The sequence below is a fragment of the Cellulomonas sp. P5_C5 genome (genome assembly GCF_054049655.1).
The window spans coordinates 86,302-103,838 of the sequence record NZ_JBFULY010000006.1 but is presented as its reverse complement, the minus strand read 5'-3'; the positions used below and the strand labels follow the sequence as shown (position 1 = coordinate 103,838).

The window sequence follows — 17,537 nt, the reverse complement described above, 5'->3', positions numbered from 1 at the left end:
GCTCTCGCGGGCGAGCTGGCGAGCGGGCGAGCGGGCGAGCGGGCGGCGAGTGGTCTGGGGTGGCGGGGGTGCGGCGGACGGGCCGGGTGGGTCTGTCAGGTCAGGCGGCTGACCAGGCCGGCGCGGACGACGAACCACTCCGCGGCGACGATCGAGAAGTACGCGGTGTCCCGCAGGCCGCCGTCGGTGGCGACCGTGTGCACGCGGCGGACACCCTCGAACCGGCCGCCGATCCGCTCGATCGCCCGCCGCGACGCCGCGTTGCGGGCATCGGTCTTCAGCGTCACGCGCAGCGACCGCCACGTCTCGAACGCGTGGGTCAGCAGGAGCAGCTTGGTCTCGGTGTTGATCGCGGTCCGCTGCGCCGACGAGGCGTACCAGGTGCTGCCGATCTCCGCGACGGACGGCGGGTTCTCGTCGGACGGTACCCCGCCGGTGCCGATGCCGGGCGGCCACGGTGCCGGGTCCTGGAACACCTCGAGGTCGAGGAACCGCGTGCTGCCGACGAGGGTGTCGTCCGCGAGGCGTCGCACCGCGAACGGGATCGCCCGCCCGCCCGACGCGTGCTCCAGGGCCGCGTCGATGTAGGTCTGCGTGTCGTCGGGCCCGTCGGGCACCCACGTGTACCCGTAGCTGCCGCGCTCCTCGGCGGCCGCGGCGGTGAGGCCGTCGACGTGCTCCAGGGCGAGCGGCTCCAGCCGGACGTGGCGGCCGGTGAGGGTGATCGGCGCGAGCATGGCGTCATCCTGCCCGACGACGCTGCCGCACGCCGGGCAGTCCCGCGACGACGATCCGCCGGCGACCAGGAGGGTCGCGAGTGACCTCTCAGACCGTCGCGTGCTCGTTCGCGGCGTTCATCGCGCGGCGCCCGCCGGGCACAGCCAGCGCGAGCGCGACGACGAGCAGCAGCGCCACCCCCGCCCAGATGAGCAGCGACTCCACGGAGAACGTGTCCGCCAGCGGCCCGAACACCGCCATGCCGAACGGCATCGACAGTGCCATCACGATGCCGACGAACCCGAACACGCGCCCCTGCATCTCCGGCTCGACGGTCTCCTGGAGCACCGTGTAGGAGGGGGTCGAGAAGGCCGGCACGGACAGGCCGAGCAGGAACATGAACGCGAAGAACACCCAGAGGTTGGTGGACAGCCCGAGACCGATCGAGATGACCCCGAACACCAGCGTCGAGATGAGGATCATCCGCACGCGGTTCCACTTCCCCGCCCACGCCGCGACAGCCGCGCCGCCGAGGACCATGCCGATGCTGAACGCGAGCTCGTTGACGGTCAGCTTCCACACCTCCTCGCCGAACGTCCGCACGATCATCAGCGGGGTCAGGAACGAGGGCGCGACGATCAGCACGAACACGACCGCGTAGAGCACGAGGATCCAGCGCACGAACGCGTGGCTGACGATGTACTTCACCCCGCCGACCAGGTCGTCGAAGTAGCCGAGGGCCTTCGACTCCTCGGAGCGGACCAGCCGGGGCACGGTGACCAGGAGCAGCAGGCCGATGCCGATGACCGCGGTGACGACGTCGATGTAGAACACCGCCACGATCGACATGCTGGCGTAGACGGCGGCGGCCGCGGCCGGGGCGACGAGCATCATGGCGGACTGGATGGTGCCGTTGATGCCGTTGACCCGCATGAGCTTGTCCGCGGGGACGATCTGCGGGAGGAGCGCAGCGACGGCGGGCATCTGGATCCCCGCACCGGCCGACCGGATCGCGATGGCCACGAAGATCAGCCACAGGTCCGTGGCGCCGGCCGCCATGAACATCGCGAGGGCCAGCGTGACGACCGCGATGGTGGCGTCCGCGCCGATGATGAGCTTCTTGCGGTCCAGCCGGTCCGCCCAGACGCCGCCGAAGATCGAGAGGACGGCCTGCGGCAGGAACCCGAACACCGCGTACAGGGCCATCACGCCGCCGGACTTGGTCTCCAGGGTCAGGTGCCACATCACGGCGTACTGCACGAGCATCGAGCCGAACAGCGAGACCGTCTGCCCCGACAGGAAGATGGTGACGTCGCGGCGCCAGCCCGGTCGGTCCGGCGCGGGAGCGTCGGTGGGCGCGTCCCCCAGGTCGGTCGGGGTGGGATCGGTCATGTCGGCCATGCTGTCAGTCGCCTCCGACATCGAGCACGGGAGATTCCGCGACGGCCGCCGACCGGGCCATGAGCAGGTTCCGCTCGCGCTGCGTCGGCGCGAGGGCCGCGGCCCGCTCGAGTTCCTCAGCGGCCTCGTCGGTCCGGCCGAGCCGGGCCAGCACGTCGGCACGGACCGCGCCGAGCAGGTGATAGCGGGCGAGCCGCGGGTCGTGGCGGATCGCGTCGAGCGCCGCGAGCGCGGCCTGCGGTCCGTCCGCGTGCAGGACGGCCACCGCGCGGTTGAGCTCGACCACCGGCGACGGCGTGAGCTGGGTGAGCGCGTCGTAGAGGGCCGTGATCGCCTCCCAGTCGGTGTCCGCGAACGTCCGCGCCCGGCTGTGGCACGCCGCGATCGCCGCCTGCACGGTGTACGGACCGAGCGGCTTGCCCAGCGTCGTCGCGCGGTCCAGCTCCGCGAACCCGTGCTCGATCAGGGTGTGGTCCCAGAACCGACGGTCCTGGTCCTGCAGCAGCACGCCGTCGCCGCGGGCCTCGAACCGCGACGCCTGCAGCTCCATCAGGGCGACCAGCCCGTGCACCTCCGGCTCGCGCGGCAGGAGGGCCGCGAGCACCCGGCCCAGCCGCATCGCCTCGTCGGCAAGGTCCCGACGGATCCACGCGGGACCGCTCGTCGCGGCGTGGCCCTCGGTGAAGATCACGTAGACCACCTCGAGCACCGAGCCCACCCGCGCGGGCATCTCGTCGGCCTGCGGGACCTCGAACGGGACGTGCGCCTCGGCGAGGGTGCGCTTGGCGCGGGAGATCCGCTGCCCGACGGTCGCCGACGGCACCAGGTACGCGCGCGCGATCTCGTCGGTGGTCAGCCCACCGAACAGGCGGAGCGTGAGCGCGATCCGGGACTCGCGCGGCAGCACCGGGTGGCAGGTCAGGAAGACCAGCGAGAGCAGGTCGTCGCCGATGGGCTCGTCGACGATCCGGTCGGCCGCAGCGTCGTCGGCCAGACCGGACGCCAGCACCGCGTACTTGGCGTCCCGGTTCTGCTCCCGCCGGATCAGATCGATCGCCCGGTGCCGTGCCGTGACCATGAGCCACGCACCGGGCTTGTCCGGGACGCCCGTGACCGGCCACTGCTCCAGCGCCGTGACGAACGCGTCCTGCGCCAGCTCCTCGGCCAGCCCGACGTCCCGGACCAGGCGGGTCAGGGCGGCGATGAGGCGCGGCGACTCGATCCGCCAGATGACCTCGACCGTCCGCCGCGCGTCGGACATCAGCCGTGCTGCTCCTTGACCCGGTCCACCAGCGCCTGCTCCTTGGCGAGGATCTCCGGCGAGACCACCTTCGCGAAGTCCTCCATCTCGAAGTACGGCCGGATCTCCAGCTCGGAGCGCATCCCCGCCGTCGACGGACAGCGCCTGGCCCACTCGACGGCCTCGTCCAGCGAGCTCACCTGCCAGACCCAGTAGCCCGCGATGATCTCCTTCGACTCCGCGAACGGACCGTCGACGACGGACACCTCGCCGCTCGTGTCCCAGACGACCTTGGCGCCCTTGCTGCTGGGCTGGAGCCCTTCGCCGGCGAGCATGATCCCCGCGTTCACCAGCTGCTCGTTGTAGACGTTCATCTCGGCGAACATCTCGTCGGTGGGGGCGACCTTGTCCTCGTCCGCGCCGTCGCCCTTGATCATGACCAGGACCTTCATGGTGATCTCCTTCGTGTGGGTGCCGTCTCGACGCTAGTGCCGGTGACGGGCCTTCACCTGGGTCGTCGAACGGCGACGGCCTTCTTCGACACCTAGCGTGGACGGATGTCCGCCTCCGATCTCTCCGGCACCGCGCAGTTCTGGGACGCAGCGGCGCCGACCTTCGACGACGAGCCCGACCACGGACTGCTCGACCCCGGCACGCGCGCGGCGTGGGCCTCCCGCCTGGCCGGCTGGCTCCCGACCGGACCGTGGGACGTGCTCGACGTCGGCTGCGGCACCGGCTCGCTCACCGCGCTGCTGGCGCAAGCGGGCCACCGGGTCACCGGCATCGACCTGTCCCCGGAGATGATCGAGCGAGCGCGCACCAAGCTCGACGGCGCGGGGCTCCGTGCGACCTTCGTCGTCGGCGACGCCGCGGATCCCCCGGACGACCCGGTCGACGTCGTCCTCGCGCGCCACCTCGTCTGGGCTCTGCCCGACCCGCAGGCCGCGCTGGCCCGGTGGGTCTCGTTGGTCCGCCCCGGCGGCGCGCTCGTCCTGGTCGAGGGCCGGTGGTCGACGAACGCCGGGATCACCGCGTCGGACCTCGCCGCCCTCGTCGGCCCGCTCGTCAGCGGGTTGCGGGTGGAGTCGCTCAGCGCCGACGAGGCCCTGTGGGGCGGACCGGTCACCGACGAGCGGTACGCGCTGGTCGCCCGACCCTGAGCCGCGGGTGGGACGCTGGTTCCGTGAAGATGTTCGCGCGACGTGGCGTGGTGACCGCAGACGTGGGCGACGGCTTCGTCGCGGGTGAGGCGCCCGCGCTGCAGGTCGGCCTGGCCGCGGCGCGGAGCGGCGACTCGGCACGGGTCGGGCTCACGTTCGAGACCGAGGGCGGCAGCCACGTCGTCCTCGTCTGCCGCAACCGCATCGTCGGCTTCGTGCCGCCGTCGCACGAGGAGCCCGTGCGCGCGCAGCTCGCTGCCGCGGGCCGGGCGCACCTCGTCGCGCTGGGACAGATCTACCGCGACGCCGACGGGTGGCGGCTGTGGGTCGGGCCACCCCGCACGGGCGAGTTCCCGGCACCCGAGCCCGGCGCCGACACCCTCGCAGCGCCGCAGCGCCGGATCTTCGGGCTCGCCCTGCCGGACGACTGAGGGCCCGACGGCGCTCTGTCAGCGCCGTCGGGCCCTCCTCCTGCCGTCGTCAGGTCACGGCACCGGCCACTCCACGACCGTGCTCGGACCCGCGAAGGTCGGCGTCACCGGGTCGCCCGTGTCGTTGACGACGTGGTCGATGGTGCCCGCCGCGTTCAGCGAGACCGTCAGCACGTTGTGCAGCTTCACGCCCGGCGTGACCGGCACCTCGTAGGCCCGGGTGGCGTGCAGGGTCGGGTTGACGTTGGTGTAGATGTACGCGCCCATGCCCCAGGCCTCGTGCACCTTGACCTTGTCGTTCACCTTGTAGGCGGCCCAGCCGTCGACGCCGTCGTGCTGCCAGGACGCCTGGTCGGGCGCGTCGTACGGCAGCTCGTTCTGGAACATGATCGTCTTGCCGCGCTCGCCGTTCCAGATGACGTTGTACTTCTGGTAGTGCTCGGAGAACAGGCCGGTCGCGGTGACGTCGTTGCCGTTGACCAGCACCCCGGTCTCCGCCGTGTTCACGTCCCAGCCGACGCCGGTGCCGTGGTCGGCCCGCCACGCCCAGGTGTGGTCGATGACCGTCTGGTTCGTGTTGACCACCAGGCTCTGGGTGGCCTTGCCGACGGCCTCGCCACCGATCCGGAAGAACACGTCCTGCACGGCCGTCGGGTTGCTCGCGCTGCTCAGCAGGGGCTTCTTGAGCTTGCCGTCGAGCGCCGAGATCTTGGTGCCCAGCTGGAGCAGCGCCGGGGAGTTCACCGTGCCGGCGTCGAACATGATGCCGGAGACGTCGATGCCGGGGACGTCGAGCGTCTGCATGGCCACGACCCCGTTGTCCGGGATGATCGTCGCCAGCCCGAGCCCGAGGACCACCTGGTTGGGCCACAGCACGTTGAGCGTCCTGTTCACGTGGTAGACGCCCGGGGTGAGCAGCACGTTCTTGCCCAGCGCCAGTGCGGAGTTGATCTTCGCGGCGCTGTCACCGGGCTTGGCGACGAAGAACTTGCTGATCGGGATCGACTTGCCCGGCGTGCTGCCGGTGGCCCACGTCGCTCCGGCGGAGTCCTTCTGGGCCGACGGGACGAACACGTTGTACCTGCCGGCGTCGTCCAGGTAGAGGTACGGCTTCTCCTTGGAGACGGGGGTCGTGTCGAGCGTCGTGTACTTGGGCTCGCCGACCACGGGACTGAAGTCGGTGGCCGGAGCGCCCTGCACGCCCGCGAACACCTGGTTCCAGACGCTGTTGCTCCAGCCGGCCACCGAGCCGTTGCGGACCAGGAACTGCTGCTGGCTGCCGCTGACCACGTACGGCAGCGTCGAGTCGGCGATGAACCCACCGGACGCGTACTGCGGGCCGGCCGTGCAGTAGTCCATGAGGCTGACGTTGGCGCCGGTGACGTTCACGCGGCGCATCGGCGCGGCCTGCGAGACGGCCCAGAAGTTGGCGCTCGCCCGGCACCCGTCTGCGTCTCCGGGGGCGTACTGGATGGTCAGGTTGGACAGCGAGCGCCAGAAGTTGACCAGCGCGAGACAGTTCGCCGGGGCACCCTCGGGCACCGGGAGGCACTGGTTGTAGACCTCGATGGCGCCGTTGATGACGACGTCGCCCGGGTCCTGGCCGAGGCCGGCGACCTCGGTGAAGTAGCCGACCTCGAAGCGGAGCGGCTGCTCGGGCGTGCCGTAGGTGCCGGGCTTGAACAGCAGCGCGTACCGGCCCTCACCGAAGTGCGCGGGAACCTGCTGCGTCGCGATGGCGTCGACGGTGGCCTGGATCTCCGCGATGGGCTGGCTCGGGTCGAACACGATCGTGTTCGGGCCGAGGTCGACGGGCGCTGCCGCCTGCGCGGCGGGGGCCGCGACGAGCGGGACGAGCGCGACCGCGAGCGCGGTGGCGAGCACGGTCGCCGTCCGCCTGCGCCGGGGACGTGGGGGGCTCTGCCTGCCAAGGTGCATGGGGGACCTCTCTAGCGCACAGGGCACGTCGCACGACGAGTCCCCGCACGCGAGGTGGCACCGCCGTTGGCGCCGTGAACCAGACATTTGTTGTCGGCCAGGACAAAAGGTACCGGGCTGGTGTCACGTGTCAATAGTGACAACCCAGTAAGTGTTTACCCGGCTTTCCGACGGCCCCTGCTCACGGCCGCTGGCCGTCGGCAGCCGTCCGGCGCGTGCGAGGCCGCCCGCCCGCGTCCGACGCCGCGCGGTCCTGGGGTCAGGCACCCGAGGGGTTCGTCGCCGCCAACCGGGTGACCCACGCCGGGGTCGTGCGCCCCCGGCCGCGGTCGGTCACCACGCGCAACCGGGCTGCAGCCACCTCGGACCGGGACACCTCCACGACGGGCCGCGCGTCCGACGGTCGCACGAACCCCTCGTCGTCGACGGGCACGAAGTCCACGTCGTCGACGGTCCCCCGCTCCTGCACAGCCCGCAGCGCGTCGAACGACAGCCCCGCGAGGAACGCGTGGTCGTCCGGTCCGGCCAGCGGCGACGACGCCAGCAGCGCGAGAGCATCGAACCCGACCGACCGCTGGGCGTCGTCGGCCTCGAACGCCAGCCCGGCGGCCCACTGCACGCGGGCCCACCACTGCGCCTGGGCGTCGGCCGCGGTGCGCTGCCGGACGGTCTGGATCCCGACGAAGAGCGCACCGATCGCACCGATCGCCGCGACCAGCGGGCCGAGCGTCGCGACGATCACGAGCCAGGGCTCGTCCGCCGTCACGTTCACCAGTTCCGTCGCCACGCTCATCCGGCCTCCTGAGTCGATCCGGCCGCGAGCGTATCGGGAGGAACCGACCCGCAGCCTGTGCTCCGGGTGCTCGAGGGGTCGATAGTGGGGTCATCCGCGAAGGAGGTCCCGATGACCGGCACGGGAACGACGGACGACCCCTGGCAGCTCACCACCGCGCCCGGGTCGTCGACGTACACGATGCACCGCGACGAGTCCGCGGACCCGCCCGCCCTGGTGTGCCAGGTGGGATCGACGACACTCCGGTACCACCTGAGCGCGGTCGAGGACCTGCACGTCTGGCTGCTCGCGCAGGACGGCTGGGTCCCGCTCGGCGCCGCGGACGAGCAGAAGCCGGCCGCGGCCGGGTCGGTGGAGGCGTGGGGTCGCGACGAGACCAACCCCGTCGGCGGCTGGTACGGCCTGCGCAAGGGCTACCGCGGCCGGTTCGGGATGTACCTGCCGCCGCTGCTCGAAGCCCTCGGTCTGGTCGAGCTCACGCACGACGCCAGGAACAACCGGGTCCGCGCCGTCGTACCGGGCTGATCGGCGCCCGCTGCTCGCGGTGACCTGGGCCGGACCGGCCGGGCGCGCGCACGGTCGCGGCGCCCGAGGGCTCGCGCCCGACGGCTGTGGACCCGCTGAGAGGTCGGCGCGCGCCGACCGCGACCGCCCTAGCGTGAGGTCTCTCGACGACGGCAGGGGGAGCCATGAGCATCGCGACGAGCTGGGGCGTCACGCAGGCCGAGGCGGACCGCACCTACCCGTGCGACGACCTGCTCCCGGACCCCGGCGACCGGCTGCTGCGCGGCGTGGACGTCGCGGCCCCCGCGGACGTCGTCTTCCGGTGGGTGTGCCAGTTCCGGGCCGCGCCGTACAGCTACGACTGGGTCGACAACCTGGGCCACCGCAGTCCACCTCGGCCCCTGCCGTGGTGCTGGGACCTCGAGGTCGGGCAGACGTTCTCGACGATCTTCAGGCTCGAGTCGTTCGTCGTCGGCGAGCACCTGACCTTCCGCATGATCCCCGGGCCGAGCACGCGGGTGTTCGGGGACATCGTGGTCACGTACGCCGTCGTCCCGGTCGGGCCCGAGCAGAGCCGGCTCCTGGCCGTCGTCCGCGGCACGCCACCGACCAGCCGCGCGGCAGCACTGCGCGACCGCCTGCTCGCGTGGGGCGACCTGCTCATGATGCGCAAGCAGCTCCTGACGTTCGCGGCGCTCGCTGCGCGGGAGCACGCCGAGCGCGCTCAGTCGACGGTGTAGTCGAACCGCATCCGGTGCGTGCCGTCGGCGTCGACCACGAGCGCGCCGCTGCCGACGATCCCGGCGAGCTCCCCGGTCCCGCTCGACGGCACGATCAGGAAGTGCTCGTCGGACCGGTCGGTGCCGCTCGTCGACGCGGCGTGCACGAAGTTGAAGGTGCCGGCCCGCCCGTCGAGGCTGCCCTCGAACGACTCCATCGCCACGTAGGTGCCGACGCCGCGCTCGGGGTCGAACGCCGACGTGAACAGGGTGGTCGACCGGCCCGTGACACCGCCCGCGTACTGCTTCTCCATCGTCGCGACGCCGACGCCGAGCGCGGTGACGACCGGCTGCTCCTGCTCGATCGGCACGCCGGCGAACCCGCTGACGGTGAACGTTCCCTCGGTGATCATGCGCGGCACGCTAGCCCTGCCCACTGACACCAGCTCGGCGCCGAGCGCCGCCAGCTCCTCCCGGACGGCCGCAGGCTCCAGGACCTCCACCGCCGACCCGAACCCGGCGAGCTTCTCGGCCACCGAGCGCGCGGTGTGCGACGCGACCTCGAGCCGCACGCGGCCGTCGTCGTCGGAGCCCAGAACGGTGGCGTGCCGCCCGAACAGGTCCCGGACCACGCGCACCAGGAACGGCGTCGTCAGGACGGTCGCCGTCACGCGCCCGCGGCGCTGCTCGACCTCGTCGACCACCGACTCCCAGATCCCGGCGACGTCGAGGTCGTCGGGCCGCGCCGCCGGGCTGTCGAGCACCGCCAGGCGCACGATCCGGTCCAGGCGGAAGGTCCGGCGTCCCGCAGGCGTGCCGGCGACGAGGTACCAGAGCTCCCCCTTGTCGACGAGCGCCCACGGGTCGACGGTCCGCTCGGTCTCGCCGGACCACCCGCGGTACCCGAGAGTCACCTGCCGCCGACGGACGACGGCCCCCTGCAGCTCCTCGACCCACGGCTGCCGGGACCGGGCGGCCGACCCCCAGCCGACCGGGTCCACCACCACCGCGCGCCCGGCGGCCTCGGCCTCCGCGCGGAACGTCGCCGGCAGGGCGCGCACCAGCTTGCGCAGCGCTGAGGTCGCGTCGGCCGACCGGTCGGAGGACGAGCCGACCAGCAGGAACAGCGCCTGCGCCTCGGAGGCGGTCAGCCCGGTGAGGTCGGTGCGGGCACCCCCGACGAGCGACCAGCCGCCGCCGCGCCCCGGCTGCGGGTAGACGGGGATGCCCGCGGTGGACAGTGCCTCCAGGTCACGACGGGCCGTCGCGACGGACACCTCGAGCTCGGTGGCCACCTCGGCGGCGGTCACCCGGCCGCGCGCCTGCATGAGCAGGAGGGTGGCCACCAGACGGTCTGCGCGCATGTCTGAAGAGTCGCAGACAAAGTGCTCAGAAGGTGAGCACTTAGCCGACGAGAGTGGAGTCATGACAAATACGACGAACACCAACAGCGCCTTTCGAGGCCTGGCCAACGTCTCCTTCTTCGCCGACGACCTCGACGCCGCCCGCACCTGGTACACCGAGGCGTTCGGCGTCGAGCCGTACTTCGTCCGCGAGGGCTACGTCGAGTTCCGCATCGGCGACCACCTCGACGAGATCGGCATCATCGACCGCCGCTACGTGCCCGGCGCCGGTGGCCCCAGCGGAGCCGTCGTCTCCTGGCACGTGGACGACCTGACCGGCACGTTCGACCGCCTGATCGCCCTGGGCGCGACCGAGCACGACGGTGTCCGCGAGCGCGGCGGCGGCTTCATCACCGCGTCGGTGGTCGACCCGTTCGGCAACCTCCTGGGCATCATGACCAACCCGCACTGGCTGGAGATCGCCACCTCCTGATCGACTCGGAGCATCCGTGTCCTGCGCGCACCCGACGGACGCGCCGGACGCGGGTGTGCCGGTCAGCCGCCGGCGCCGGAGCGCTCTGTGCGCTTCCGGGCGGCCATGTAGTGAACGCGCTGCTCGGGCGTGAGCCGCTCCAGCGAGTACCGCAGCGCCGTCCGCGGCATGGTCGCCGCGTGCTCGTCGAGGTACGCCAGCAACCGGGACTCGTCCTGCTTGCCGGCCTCCCGCAGCATCCACCCGACCGCCTTGTGCATCAGGTCGTGCGGGTCGGACTCCAGCAGCGCGGCCAGGGCGAACGTGTCGTCCAGGGACCCGGCGCGGATCAGCCGGTAGGTCGCGACGATCGCGATGCGGCGCTCCCACATCACGTCCGAGCCGGCGAAGCGGTACAGCACGTCCGTCGGCAGCCCGGCCAGCACCGCCCGACCGAGGACGTCCGGTGCGCTCAGGTCCACCAGGTCCCAGTTGTTCACGCGGTCGGTCCGCCGCAGGTAGAGGTCGAGCAGCTCCCGACGGCGTTCCGGCGCGGTCCTCGCGGCGGCGGACTGCACGGCCATGATCTTCAACGCCAGCAGCCGCACCTCGTGCCGCTCGTCCTCCAGTAGCGCCTCCAGCTCGTCGACGGGCATCGAGAGGTGCTGCTTGGCGACCGCCGTCACCTGCGGCACCGACAGCCCGAGGAACACGTCACCCTCGCCGTACTGCCCGGGTCCCGTCCGGAAGAACGCCGCCATCCCCGCAGCCCGTTCGGGGTCGGCGAGCGCGACGAGGCGCTCGACCGCCTCACTCATCGACGCGCACCCCGGGCACGGCGCCGTCGTCCCGCCGCCGGGTCCCCACGACCACCGTGGCGCCCGCGTCCTCGTCGACCACCACCCGCGCCGCCAGACCGGCCGCAGCGAGCACGTCGACCGCAGCAGGAGCCTGCGCCTCGCTCGTCTCCACCAGCAGGTGCCCGCCCGGCGCCAGCCACCGCGGCGCGACGCCCGCGACCCGGCGCAGCACGTCCAGCCCGTCGGCACCCCCGTCGAGCGTCACTCGCGGCTCGTGGTCGCGGGCCTCCGGCGGCATCAGCGCGATGTCGTCGGTCGGCACGTACGGCACGTTGGCGACGAGCAGGTCCACCCGCCCGCGCAGCGACGCGGGCAGCGGCTCGTCGAGGTCCCCCTCGAACACCTGACCCCCGACCGTGGCCACGTTCCGTCGTGCGCAGCGCACCGCCGCCGGCTCGACGTCCGCGGCGTACAGGGACACCGACCCGAGCAGGTGCGCGAGCGCGACCCCGAGCGCCCCCGACCCGCAGCACAGGTCGAGCACCCCGACTGGCCTGGCCGACGAGGAAGCCAGCCGAGCCGCCTCCCGGACCAGCGCTTCCGTGCGCCGCCGCGGCACGAACACCCCCGGGTCGATCTCGATGCGCAGCCCACAGAACTCCGCCCACCCGACGACCACCTCGAGCGGCTCCCCGGCGACCCGCCGCTCGACCATCCGCGCGAGGTCCTCCCCCGCGGCCGCGTCGAGGAGCAGCGTCGCCTCGTCCTCCGCGAACACGCAGCCGGCAGCACGCAGGGTCGCGGTGATCTCCGCGTGGGTCAGGGTCACGGCGGGCACCCTACCTAGGCCGGCGTGATCCTCACGATCACCCGGTTGTCGTCGCCCTTGCGCCCGAGCTTCTCGATCCCCATCATCACGCGGTACTCCAGGCCGTACTTCTCCTGCATGATCGCGTTGCACCGCTCCCGGGCGGCGTCGTCGTCGAGGACCTCACCGACGCCGGAGACGGTGGGTGCGTCGTCGTCGACCTTCCCCAGCCGGCCGCTGGGCGACATCTGGACGCGCGGGTCGCGGCGCAGGCGCTTGACCTTGCCGCTGCCGCGGGGCGTCGTCACCAGCAGCGCGTCGCCGTCGCGACCCACCCACACGGTCGTCGGCACCCCGACACCCGTCTTCCGGAACGTGGTCAGGGCGATGAACCCCTCGTCGGCGAGGGCGTCGAAAGTCGTCATGCGCGATGGTCACCCACGCACGAGACGGCCGCACCCCGTGGGGGTGCGGCCGTCTCCGGGAGTACTGGGTCAGGCGGTGGCGTAGCCGGTGAGCGGCTCGCCGCCGGTGGCGCCCTGGTAGGGCTTGGAGTCGTAGCCGAGGATGTACAGGAAGATGATGCTGAGGAAGAACAGGCCGGCGGTGAAGCCGGCGCCGTGGCCGAACGAGGTCGACAGGCCGTGCAGGACGATGACCCAGACCACGATGTTCACGATCGGGATCAGCAGCAGGAGGACCCACCAGATCGGCCGGCCGGAGATCTTGATCAGGACGATGGTGTTCCAGATCGGGACGAAGGCCTGCCAGACGGGCTCGTCGGCCTTCTTGAAGACGCCGACGAGGGCGAACGCGACGAGCAGGTAGCCGATGAGGCCACCGACGAGGGAGCCGGCGCCGGCGCCGGCGGCGGCCGTGGTGTTGGCCACCTCGGTGGCGAGTGTTGTGATCATGCGCGGACAGTAGCGACAAACACCGCGTCCTGTGTCCGTTTTGACCCTCTTTCTCACGGAGGCTTGTCCTTCACCCGATTGCCGGGTCGCCGCCCTGCTCCTACCGTGGCTGACGACACACGGCGACGGCCCGGGGGGATGGGCCCTCTGAGAGAGGCCCGCCCATGACGGTCCAGCAGTCGTCCCTGCGGGCACAGCTGTGGCGCAAGAAGCCGATCAGCCCGATCTCGGTGAAGTCGAGCGAGGGGCTCGAGCGGTCCATCGGCACGTTCAGCCTGATGATGTTCGGCGTCGGCTCGACCGTCGGCACCGGCGTCTTCTTCGTCATGCACGAGGCGGTGCCCGACGCCGGCCCGGCGGTGATCATCTCGTTCCTGCTGGCCGGGCTCGCCGCGGGGCTGTCCGCCCTCTCGTACGCCGAGATGGCGTCGGCGGTGCCCGTCTCCGGGTCGACCTACTCCTACGCGTACGCGACGCTCGGCGAGGTGGTCGCGATGGGTGTCGCGGCGTGCCTGCTGCTGGAGTACGGCGTCTCCACGGCCGCGGTGGCCGTCGGGTGGAGCGACTACCTGAACCAGCTGCTGCACAACCTGTTCGGCTGGCAGATCCCGAACGTGCTGTCCGCCGCACCCTGGGACACCGACCCCGGCATCATCAACCTGCCGGCCCTGATCCTGGTGGCGATGTGCGCGGTCCTGCTGATCCGGGGCGCGTCCGAGTCCGCCAAGGTCAACGCCACGATGGTCGTCATCAAGCTCGCGGTCCTGCTGATGTTCGTGGTGATCGCGTTCACCGGGTTCCAGTCCGACAACTTCGCGGACTTCGCGCCCAAGGGCGTCGCGGGCATCACCGCGGCCGCCGGGACGATCTTCTTCACGTTCATCGGTCTCGACGCCATCTCGACGGCTGGCGACGAGGTGCGCGACCCGCAGAAGACGATGCCGCGGGCCATCCTCGGCGCCCTCGCGATCGTCACCACGATCTACGTCCTGGTCGCCGTCTCGGCGCTGGGCACGCAGCCGTGGGAGGAGTTCGGCGACGCGGCGCAGGGCGAGGCGGGGCTGGCCAAGATCCTGCAGGACGTGGTCGGCGCGTCGTGGCCGGGCACGATCCTGTCCGCCGGGGCGGTCATCTCGATCTTCTCGGTGACGCTGGTGACGATGTACGGGCAGACCCGCATCCTGTTCGCGATCGGCCGCGACGGGCTGCTGCCGCGGGCGTTCGCACGCGTCAACCCGCGGACCCACACGCCCGTGAACAACACCGTCATCGTCGCGGTCGTCGTCGGCCTGCTCGCCGCGTTCATCCCGCTCGACTACCTGTGGGACCTGGTGTCCATCGGCACCCTGATCGCGTTCATGACCGTCTCGGTCGGCGTCATCATCCTGCGCCGCACCCGGCCGGACCTGCCGCGCGGGTTCAAGGTCCCGGGCTACCCCGTCACCCCGGTCCTGGCCGTCCTGGCCTGCATCTACATCCTGTCCGGCCTGCACTGGTACACCTACGCGTGGTTCCTGCTGTGGCTCGGCGTGGTGCTCGCGTTCTACTTCCTGTGGGGCCGCAAGCACTCCCTGCTGCAACGCGCGATCGAGGCCGACCTGCGTGAGGACGCTCTCCGCGACGAGGACGTGCGATGACGATCGTCGTCGGCGCCAACCCGTTCGGCGACATCCACGGCGCACTCGACCTCGGCGTGACGCTCGCGCGGACCCTGCCCGAGGCGACCGGCGCGTTCGTGCTGGTCGTCGCGACGGTCATCCCACCCGGCTGGACGGTGCCGTCGATGGCCCGCGTCGACGGCGAGATGCAGGAGTGGATCCAGGCGCGTGCCGACGAGGCGAAGGCCGCCGCGCTCGAGTTCCTCGCCGACCGTGCCGACGGCCTGACCATCGAGTTCGTGCGGCTCACGGACCGGTCGACCCCCCGCGCGCTGGCCGCCCTCGCGGAGGAGCGGGACGCCACCGCGCTGGTGCTCGGCTCGTCGCCCGACGGACCCGAGGGGCGCGTCGTCGTCGGCTCGACCGCCGACTACCTGCTGCACTCCTCCCCGGTCCCGCTCGCGATCGCGCCGCGCGCGTACCGGTGCGCGCCGAGCACCCCCGACGTCGCCGCACACCGGCTGACCTGCTCGTTCAGCGGTTCCCGGGTCGCCGCGTCAGCGGTGCGCTGGGCCGCGCGGCTCACCCGGGAGATCGACGTGCAGCTGCGTGTCGCGTCCTTCGGGGTCCGTTCCGCGAAGATGTACCCGCCCGAGATCGGCACCGACATCGAGTCCGAGGTCACCGAGCAGTGGCGCGAGCAGATGGCGGAGGCGCAGGCGGCGCTCGCCGACCAGCTGGACGAGGACACGGCCTTCGTCGTCGCGTCCGGTACCAGCTGGAGCGAGGCGCTGAGCTCCGTCGACTGGGCGCCCAACGAGCTCCTCGTCCTCGGGTCCTCCAGCGCCGGTACGCTCCGACGCGTGTTCCTGGGCACCAACGCGACCAAGATCATCCGGCACTCGCCCGTGCCGGTGCTCGTCGTGCCGCACGACGAGCTGTGACGGACCTGTGGGGCGTCGACCGCCTCGACCTCGACGCCTACCTGGCCAGGATCGGCGCCGGTCCGGCTGACCCGCTCGCGACGGTCCACCGGGCCCACCTCGCCGCGATCCCGTTCGAGAACGTCGACGTCCAGCTCGGCGTCGACATCAGCGTCGACCTGCCCGGCGTGCAGGCCAAGCTCGTCGACGCGGCCCGCGGCGGCTACTGCTACGAGCACGGCATCCTGCTCGGCGCCGCGCTCGAACGCCTCGGCCACGACGTCGAGCGACGGCTCGCGCGCATCGGCGACCCGGCCGTCGCGCCCCGACCGCGCTCGCACCTGGTGCTGCTCGTCCGACAGCACGACGGTCTCTGGCTCGCCGACACCGGCTTCGGCTCCGGGCTGCTCGAACCCGTCCCGCTGGTCGACGGCTCCGTCTCCCACCAGGGCGGCTGGACTTACCGGACCGTCCTGCTCGACGACGGCTCCTGGCAGCTGCACGAGCTGCGCGACGGCGACTGGCAGACCCACTACACGATCCCGGCGGAGACCACGTACCCCGCCGACGTCGAGGTCGCGAACTTCGCGACGTCGCACCGGCCGACGTCCCGGTTCGTGCTGCAGCTCGTGGTGATCCGTAAGGACGAGGAACGGGTGCGCTGCCTGATCGGGCGGCGGTTCACCGTCGAGACCCCCTCCGGCACGGTCGAGGACCGCACGATCGGCGACGACGAGCTGGGCGACGTGCTCCGCGACCTCGGCCTGTCGCTGAGCGCCGAGCAGGTGGCGGCGCTGAGCTAGTGCTGCTCGGTGAGGTCGTCGGACGTGTCCGGCTGGTACACGCAGACCCACAGCGCATCCGGGCGGACCGAGACGTCGAGCGTCGTCGACTCCTCGATGACGTCACCGTCGAGCTGGCGCGGCTGCGGCCGGTCGCTGGTCACGGTGATCCGCGACCCGCGCAGCACCTCCATGTTGGGCACCTTGTTCCGGCCGGGACGCAGGACGTGGAACGCGGTCTGGATCCAGTGGCCGAGGTTGCGGGGGGCGAGGACGGCGACGTCCATCTGACCGTTGTCGGGCTCGGCGTCGGGCAGMAGGTTGACCCCGCCCTGCAGGCGTCCGACGTTGCCGACGATCACCGTCCGGGCGCGCCGGCGCAGGACCGGGTGGTCGTCGACCTGCACCTCGACCTTCATCTCCGCGTCGTTGAGGTGCTTGAGCGCGGAGAACACGTAGGCCACCGGGCCGAGCACCGCCTTGACCTTGGTGGGGGCGTCGTCGACCATCGCGGCGTCCAGGCCCATGCCCGCCATGACGGCGAACGTCTTGCCCTCGACCTCGCCCAGGTCGACCGCGCGGCGCCCGCGGTCCAGGGCCAGCTGCACGCCCTCGATGGTGTTCGTCGGGACACCGAGGTTCGTGGCCAGGAGGTTGCCGGTGCCGCCCGGCAGGATCGCGAGCGCCGTGTCCGTACCGGCGAGCCCGTCGATGCACGCGCGCACGGTGCCGTCGCCGCCGGCCACGAACACCACCGCGGCACCGTCCTCGACCGCCTGCTTCGCCTGCCCGGTGCCGGGGTCCTCCGCCGTCGTCTCCAGCCACTGCGGCTCCGGCCAGCCGGCCTCGGCCAGCTGCTCCGTGATTCCGGCGCGCAGCTCGTCCAGACCCTCCACCCGGTTCGGGTTGACGATCACGGCCGTGCGCAGCGGACCGCTGCCGTCGCGCTGCTCGGCGGCGGGCTGGGTGGTCGCGTCCTGGGGGGTCGTCACGG

General features: G+C 72.0%; 20 protein-coding genes. 8 read left to right on the top strand and 12 right to left on the bottom strand.

Features of this window, described 5'->3' with window-relative positions; genetic code table 11:
* Window positions 1-95 precede the first annotated feature (95 nt).
* The 4 genes from ACXJKF_RS07665 to ACXJKF_RS07650 all read right to left on the bottom strand — a co-directional run bounded on the left by ACXJKF_RS07665 (window position 96) and on the right by ACXJKF_RS07650 (window position 3,810).
* Window positions 96-737 carry a GNAT family N-acetyltransferase gene (locus ACXJKF_RS07665; RefSeq protein WP_456787143.1) on the bottom strand — a complete coding sequence of 214 codons (642 nt, stop codon included), beginning with the start codon at window positions 735-737 and terminating at the stop codon, window positions 96-98.
* A gap of 88 nt (window positions 738-825) precedes the next feature.
* Window positions 826-2,109, bottom strand: a complete 1,284-nt coding sequence (locus ACXJKF_RS07660) for an MFS transporter (RefSeq protein WP_456787142.1) — start codon at window positions 2,107-2,109, stop codon at window positions 826-828.
* A 13-nt stretch (window positions 2,110-2,122) separates the two neighbouring features.
* Window positions 2,123-3,379, bottom strand: a complete 1,257-nt coding sequence (locus ACXJKF_RS07655) for an RNA polymerase sigma factor (protein ID WP_456787141.1) — start codon at window positions 3,377-3,379, stop codon at window positions 2,123-2,125.
* On the bottom strand, window positions 3,379-3,810 hold the full coding sequence (locus tag ACXJKF_RS07650) for a YciI family protein (RefSeq protein ID WP_456787140.1): 432 nt from the start codon (window positions 3,808-3,810) through the stop codon (window positions 3,379-3,381). The genes ACXJKF_RS07655 and ACXJKF_RS07650 overlap by 1 nt, the downstream gene beginning before the upstream one ends.
* Window positions 3,811-3,915: 105 nt before the next feature.
* Here ACXJKF_RS07650 and ACXJKF_RS07645 point away from each other — a divergent pair, with 105 nt between their 5' ends.
* Window positions 3,916-4,518 (top strand): class I SAM-dependent methyltransferase, encoded by a 603-nt coding sequence (locus tag ACXJKF_RS07645; protein WP_456787139.1) that lies wholly within the window; start codon window positions 3,916-3,918, stop codon window positions 4,516-4,518.
* A gap of 50 nt (window positions 4,519-4,568) precedes the next feature.
* Complete coding sequence (locus ACXJKF_RS07640; RefSeq protein WP_456787138.1) at window positions 4,569-4,949, top strand: hypothetical protein; 381 nt, start codon at window positions 4,569-4,571, stop codon at window positions 4,947-4,949.
* Window positions 4,950-5,003: 54 nt separating this feature from the next.
* On the opposite strand, the gene ACXJKF_RS07635 is transcribed toward ACXJKF_RS07640, so the two are convergent.
* Window positions 5,004-6,887 carry an adenylyl cyclase gene (locus ACXJKF_RS07635; protein ID WP_456787137.1) on the bottom strand — a complete coding sequence of 628 codons (1,884 nt, stop codon included), beginning with the start codon at window positions 6,885-6,887 and terminating at the stop codon, window positions 5,004-5,006.
* A 259-nt stretch (window positions 6,888-7,146) separates the two neighbouring features.
* A complete protein-coding gene (locus ACXJKF_RS07630; protein ID WP_456787136.1) occupies window positions 7,147-7,680 on the bottom strand; it encodes a hypothetical protein in 534 nt (177 codons plus the stop codon).
* A gap of 111 nt (window positions 7,681-7,791) precedes the next feature.
* Between ACXJKF_RS07630 and ACXJKF_RS07625 the strand changes: the two genes are divergently transcribed.
* Together ACXJKF_RS07625 and ACXJKF_RS07620 are read left to right on the top strand one after the other, a co-directional pair.
* Window positions 7,792-8,205: a DUF6855 family protein gene (locus ACXJKF_RS07625; RefSeq protein ID WP_456787135.1), complete on the top strand. Its 414-nt coding sequence runs from the start codon at window positions 7,792-7,794 to the stop codon at window positions 8,203-8,205.
* Window positions 8,206-8,369: 164 nt separating this feature from the next.
* The gene (locus tag ACXJKF_RS07620) at window positions 8,370-8,924 is read left to right on the top strand and encodes an SRPBCC family protein (protein ID WP_456787134.1); all 555 of its coding nucleotides are present in this window, start codon (window positions 8,370-8,372) and stop codon (window positions 8,922-8,924) included.
* Here ACXJKF_RS07620 and ACXJKF_RS07615 read toward each other — a convergent pair.
* Window positions 8,909-10,267 (bottom strand): DUF3224 domain-containing protein, encoded by a 1,359-nt coding sequence (locus tag ACXJKF_RS07615; protein WP_456787133.1) that lies wholly within the window; start codon window positions 10,265-10,267, stop codon window positions 8,909-8,911. The two genes, ACXJKF_RS07620 and ACXJKF_RS07615, sit on opposite strands and share 16 nt — an antisense overlap.
* Before the next feature lie 61 nt (window positions 10,268-10,328).
* Between ACXJKF_RS07615 and ACXJKF_RS07610 the strand changes: the two genes are divergently transcribed.
* Window positions 10,329-10,739, top strand: a complete 411-nt coding sequence (locus tag ACXJKF_RS07610; RefSeq protein WP_456787132.1) for a VOC family protein — start codon at window positions 10,329-10,331, stop codon at window positions 10,737-10,739.
* Between the two features lie 62 nt (window positions 10,740-10,801).
* Here ACXJKF_RS07610 and ACXJKF_RS07605 read toward each other — a convergent pair whose 3' ends face one another.
* From ACXJKF_RS07605 to ACXJKF_RS07590, 4 genes are all read right to left on the bottom strand, one after another.
* Complete coding sequence (locus tag ACXJKF_RS07605; protein WP_456787131.1) at window positions 10,802-11,536, bottom strand: DNA alkylation repair protein; 735 nt, start codon at window positions 11,534-11,536, stop codon at window positions 10,802-10,804.
* On the bottom strand, window positions 11,529-12,347 hold the full coding sequence (locus ACXJKF_RS07600) for a putative protein N(5)-glutamine methyltransferase (RefSeq protein ID WP_456787130.1): 819 nt from the start codon (window positions 12,345-12,347) through the stop codon (window positions 11,529-11,531). The genes ACXJKF_RS07605 and ACXJKF_RS07600 overlap by 8 nt, the downstream gene beginning before the upstream one ends.
* Before the next feature lie 14 nt (window positions 12,348-12,361).
* On the bottom strand, window positions 12,362-12,751 hold the full coding sequence (locus ACXJKF_RS07595) for a PPOX class F420-dependent oxidoreductase (protein ID WP_456787129.1): 390 nt from the start codon (window positions 12,749-12,751) through the stop codon (window positions 12,362-12,364).
* Between the two features lie 69 nt (window positions 12,752-12,820).
* Entirely contained in the window at window positions 12,821-13,240 is a 420-nt protein-coding gene (locus ACXJKF_RS07590; RefSeq protein WP_456787128.1) for a DUF5684 domain-containing protein, read from the bottom strand.
* Between the two features lie 164 nt (window positions 13,241-13,404).
* Between ACXJKF_RS07590 and ACXJKF_RS07585 the strand changes: the two genes are divergently transcribed.
* From ACXJKF_RS07585 to ACXJKF_RS07575, 3 genes are read left to right on the top strand one after another with little or no spacing between them, the layout of a single operon-like run.
* The gene (locus tag ACXJKF_RS07585) at window positions 13,405-14,877 is read left to right on the top strand and encodes an amino acid permease (protein ID WP_456787127.1); all 1,473 of its coding nucleotides are present in this window, start codon (window positions 13,405-13,407) and stop codon (window positions 14,875-14,877) included.
* Window positions 14,874-15,782 carry a universal stress protein gene (locus tag ACXJKF_RS07580; RefSeq protein ID WP_456787126.1) on the top strand — a complete coding sequence of 303 codons (909 nt, stop codon included), beginning with the start codon at window positions 14,874-14,876 and terminating at the stop codon, window positions 15,780-15,782. Before ACXJKF_RS07585 ends, ACXJKF_RS07580 begins: the two co-directional genes overlap by 4 nt.
* Window positions 15,779-16,564, top strand: a complete 786-nt coding sequence (locus tag ACXJKF_RS07575) for an arylamine N-acetyltransferase family protein (protein WP_456787125.1) — start codon at window positions 15,779-15,781, stop codon at window positions 16,562-16,564. Before ACXJKF_RS07580 ends, ACXJKF_RS07575 begins: the two co-directional genes overlap by 4 nt.
* Here ACXJKF_RS07575 and ACXJKF_RS07570 read toward each other — a convergent pair.
* A complete protein-coding gene (locus tag ACXJKF_RS07570; RefSeq protein ID WP_456787124.1) occupies window positions 16,561-17,535 on the bottom strand; it encodes a diacylglycerol/lipid kinase family protein in 975 nt (324 codons plus the stop codon). The genes ACXJKF_RS07575 and ACXJKF_RS07570 overlap by 4 nt on opposite strands.
* Between the last annotated feature and the right edge of the window lie 2 nt (window positions 17,536-17,537).

Bases quoted from the DNA above. Each gene is read 5' to 3' on its own strand.
- ACXJKF_RS07615 (WP_456787133.1), bottom strand. From the start codon at position 10,267: ATGCGCGCAGACCGTCTGGTGGCCACCCTCCTGCTCATGCAGGCGCGC.
- ACXJKF_RS07625 (WP_456787135.1), top strand. From the start codon at position 7,792: ATGACCGGCACGGGAACGACGGACGACCCCTGGCAGCTCACCACCGCG.
- ACXJKF_RS07580 (WP_456787126.1), top strand. From the start codon at position 14,874: ATGACGATCGTCGTCGGCGCCAACCCGTTCGGCGACATCCACGGCGCA.
- ACXJKF_RS07620 (WP_456787134.1), top strand. From the start codon at position 8,370: ATGAGCATCGCGACGAGCTGGGGCGTCACGCAGGCCGAGGCGGACCGC.
- ACXJKF_RS07595 (WP_456787129.1), bottom strand. From the start codon at position 12,751: ATGACGACTTTCGACGCCCTCGCCGACGAGGGGTTCATCGCCCTGACC.
- ACXJKF_RS07635 (WP_456787137.1), bottom strand. From the start codon at position 6,887: ATGCACCTTGGCAGGCAGAGCCCCCCACGTCCCCGGCGCAGGCGGACG.
- ACXJKF_RS07665 (WP_456787143.1), bottom strand. From the start codon at position 737: ATGCTCGCGCCGATCACCCTCACCGGCCGCCACGTCCGGCTGGAGCCG.
- ACXJKF_RS07655 (WP_456787141.1), bottom strand. From the start codon at position 3,379: ATGTCCGACGCGCGGCGGACGGTCGAGGTCATCTGGCGGATCGAGTCG.
- ACXJKF_RS07630 (WP_456787136.1), bottom strand. From the start codon at position 7,680: ATGAGCGTGGCGACGGAACTGGTGAACGTGACGGCGGACGAGCCCTGG.
- ACXJKF_RS07590 (WP_456787128.1), bottom strand. From the start codon at position 13,240: ATGATCACAACACTCGCCACCGAGGTGGCCAACACCACGGCCGCCGCC.
- ACXJKF_RS07650 (WP_456787140.1), bottom strand. From the start codon at position 3,810: ATGAAGGTCCTGGTCATGATCAAGGGCGACGGCGCGGACGAGGACAAG.
- ACXJKF_RS07660 (WP_456787142.1), bottom strand. From the start codon at position 2,109: ATGACCGATCCCACCCCGACCGACCTGGGGGACGCGCCCACCGACGCT.
- ACXJKF_RS07645 (WP_456787139.1), top strand. From the start codon at position 3,916: ATGTCCGCCTCCGATCTCTCCGGCACCGCGCAGTTCTGGGACGCAGCG.
- ACXJKF_RS07605 (WP_456787131.1), bottom strand. From the start codon at position 11,536: ATGAGTGAGGCGGTCGAGCGCCTCGTCGCGCTCGCCGACCCCGAACGG.
- ACXJKF_RS07610 (WP_456787132.1), top strand. From the start codon at position 10,329: ATGACAAATACGACGAACACCAACAGCGCCTTTCGAGGCCTGGCCAAC.
- ACXJKF_RS07585 (WP_456787127.1), top strand. From the start codon at position 13,405: ATGACGGTCCAGCAGTCGTCCCTGCGGGCACAGCTGTGGCGCAAGAAG.